Origin of the sequence: Acidovorax sp. A1169 (assembly GCF_030704685.1) — a bacterium.
In the GTDB taxonomy this organism is placed as follows: domain Bacteria; phylum Pseudomonadota; class Gammaproteobacteria; order Burkholderiales; family Burkholderiaceae_C; genus Acidovorax.
On record NZ_JAUZDX010000055.1, the window covers coordinates 1 to 2,499 of the forward strand.

Below are 2,499 nucleotides of genomic sequence, written 5' to 3' on the forward strand. Positions count from 1 at the left end.
CGTAAGCCGTCAATCAACCACGCCCTTGCGCACGGCGCTGGAGCCTATTTGCGAGTCGCGGTCTACGCCTCGCCCAGTGCGATGTTCCAGGGCAGCAGAGCCTCGTAGTCGTCCACCGTCTGGGCCAGCGGCAACTTCTTGAAGAGCGCGACGAGGTAGCGGTAGGGCTCGATGTTGTTGGCTTTGGCGGTTTCGATCAACGAGTACAGGTTGGCGCTGGCGTTTGCGCCGCCCACGGTGTCGGCGAACAACCAGCTGCGTCTTCCGACGACGAACGGCCGGATGGCGTTCTCGACCGGGTTGGAGTCTAGCGGCCAAGTGCCGCTGTCCAGGAACCGCACGAGCTTGGGCCACTGCCCGTGCAGATAGTGCAGTGCCTCCCCCAGCAGGCTGGACGGTGCAACGCGATGCAGATGCGTGAGCAGCAGCCCCTCGATCTCACGCACGACCGCGCGGCTGTAGCGCGAACGCAGCCGCAGCCGGCGTTGCGGGCTCCAGTCCTTGGCCAGCGCTTCGGCGCGGTACAGCTTGCCGATGAGCCGCACGAACCGGCTGGCGAGCTGGTCCTGGGAACGCGCAGCCTTCGGGATGGCGTCCTCGGCCTTGATGAATGGCCGGCGCGCGTGAACCCAGCACCCCAGGTGCGTGAGCCCGCCGGCCTTGGCAATGCCGTTGTAGACCTCATAGCCATCGCTCATGAGTGTGGTGCCCGGGCGTATACCTGCGTAGAGCTTCTCCGCGTGCACGGCGCCGCGTCCCGGCGCATAGGCGAACAACCGCACCGGCGGGCCCGTGCCGTTCATCTGTGCCCACATGTAGCTCTTGGTCTGGGCCTTGCGCCCGGGCTCCTTGAGCACTTGGACCGTGGTCTCGTCGCCGTAGATCAGCTCGGAGTCCAGCAGGTGGTCGCGAAGCAAGTTGATGACGGGCTGCACGGCCTGGCCGATGCGCACGACGCCGGCGGCCAGCGTATTGCTGGCGAGGTCACCACCGAAGCGGCGCAGCAACGCGGCCGTGCGGTACAGCGGCATGCCGAACTGGTACTTGCCGGTGATGACCCAGGCTTGCGCCCGCTCGGTGAGCAGCCCGCGGGGGATGATGCGCGCCGGTGCCGGCGCAACCTTCAGGCTTAGGTCACAGCACGGGCATGCGTACTTGACGCGGTGGTGCTGCAGCACGCGCACCTGCTCGGGGATCACGTCGATCTGCTCGCTGATCTCCGCGCCGATCTCCACCAGCGCGTGCCCGTCGTGGGCACACACACGCTCGGCCTCGGGCAGCTCGTGGCGCACGATCTCGCGCGGCAGTGCCGCGTCCAGGGGCTTGCGGCCGCGCTTCTTGCGCTGATGGCCTGCGACAGACGTCGATTCCTCTTTCTCAGTCTGCGCCGCTGGCGTCTGGTCAGTGGGGGCGAGCTGTTCCGCCTCGTTGAGAAACAGGTCCTTCTGGTCAAGGCTGCGCGCCTCGCTCTTGGCCGCGAACAGCTGACGCTGCAGGGCCTTCAGCCGCTCCAGCGCGAGGTCGCGTTGGGCATTGGCCACCCGCAGTGCGCCGGCCAGTGCATCGCGCTCGGCGATGAGCGCGGCGAGGTCTTCGGCGGTGATGGTGAGAGGCAACGACACAGCAGCTTTGACCAGCATGCCATGGCTTTGTTCCCCTCGGGGCAAGCTCAGGCCACGCGGCTGTACAGGCGCTGCGGATGCTTGTGCACGACCGCCAGGTCGATGCCATCGAGCAGCCAGTGCAACTGCTCGACCGTCAGCGTCGGCACGGCCGCCACGTCCGGCCAGATGAAGCGGTCCTGCTCGAGCCGCTTCATCAACAACCAAAATCCGTTGCGCTGCCAGCCCAGAATCTTGACGCGGTCGCGGCGCTTGTTGCGGAACACGAACAGCGCTTGCTCGAACGGACTCATGCCCAACACCTGCTCGACCAGGACAGACAGTCCGTTCAAGCCTACACGGAAGTCGATGGCTTCGCGGTGCAGGTAGACCTTCAGGTCCGGCTCGAAGCGGAACACCGCAACCTCCCCAGCGCCTCGATGAGCGCGCATGCTTGCGGCAGGTCGCAGCTGGCCAGGTCCACGACAACGCCGTTGGGCAGCCGGGCCTGCAGCTGCACGGCGGCCTGCGCTGGTGCTTCGATGCGCACGGGCACGAAGGCCGATGCGGCTGCATCGGCCTCGGCGGCCACCGGCGAGGGCAAGACCGCCGCCTTGCGTTCGTGCTTGCGCACCCAGGTGTTCAACAAGTTGGCATTGATGCCACAGTCGCGCGCCAGCCTGGCCATCGAGATGCCTGGCCGGCCGCAAGCCGCGATCAGCTCCTGCTTGGCCTGCTCGTCATACACACACCGCCCATCACGCTTGCGGCTGACGATCAACCGCCCGGCCAAATCTGAAACCCACTCTGACATTACGTTCCCATCTACATGTACGTGGACACGTAGGCTCTCAAATCAGCCGGCCTTCGGAAAGGGCGTGGTTGAATGACCGCATAC

3 protein-coding genes are annotated in these 2,499 nt (G+C 66.1%); all 3 read right to left on the reverse strand.

The genetic code is table 11. The features are described from left to right. Nucleotides 1-62: 62 nt before the first annotated feature. Genes QYL93_RS31760 through QYL93_RS31770 form a run of 3 tightly spaced genes read right to left on the reverse strand, consistent with a single transcriptional unit; the run spans nt 63 to nt 2,349 of the window. A complete protein-coding gene (locus tag QYL93_RS31760) occupies nt 63-1,640 on the reverse strand; it encodes an IS66 family transposase (RefSeq protein ID WP_305747418.1) in 1,578 nt (525 codons plus the stop codon). Nucleotides 1,641-1,669: 29 nt separating this feature from the next. Then, nucleotides 1,670-2,020 (reverse strand): IS66 family insertion sequence element accessory protein TnpB, encoded by a 351-nt coding sequence (tnpB, locus tag QYL93_RS31765; protein ID WP_305747419.1) that lies wholly within the window; start codon nt 2,018-2,020, stop codon nt 1,670-1,672. Continuing rightward, entirely contained in the window at nt 1,996-2,349 is a 354-nt protein-coding gene (locus tag QYL93_RS31770; RefSeq protein WP_305747420.1) for a transposase, read from the reverse strand. The genes tnpB and QYL93_RS31770 overlap by 25 nt, the downstream gene beginning before the upstream one ends. Nucleotides 2,350-2,499: the final 150 nt, after the last annotated feature.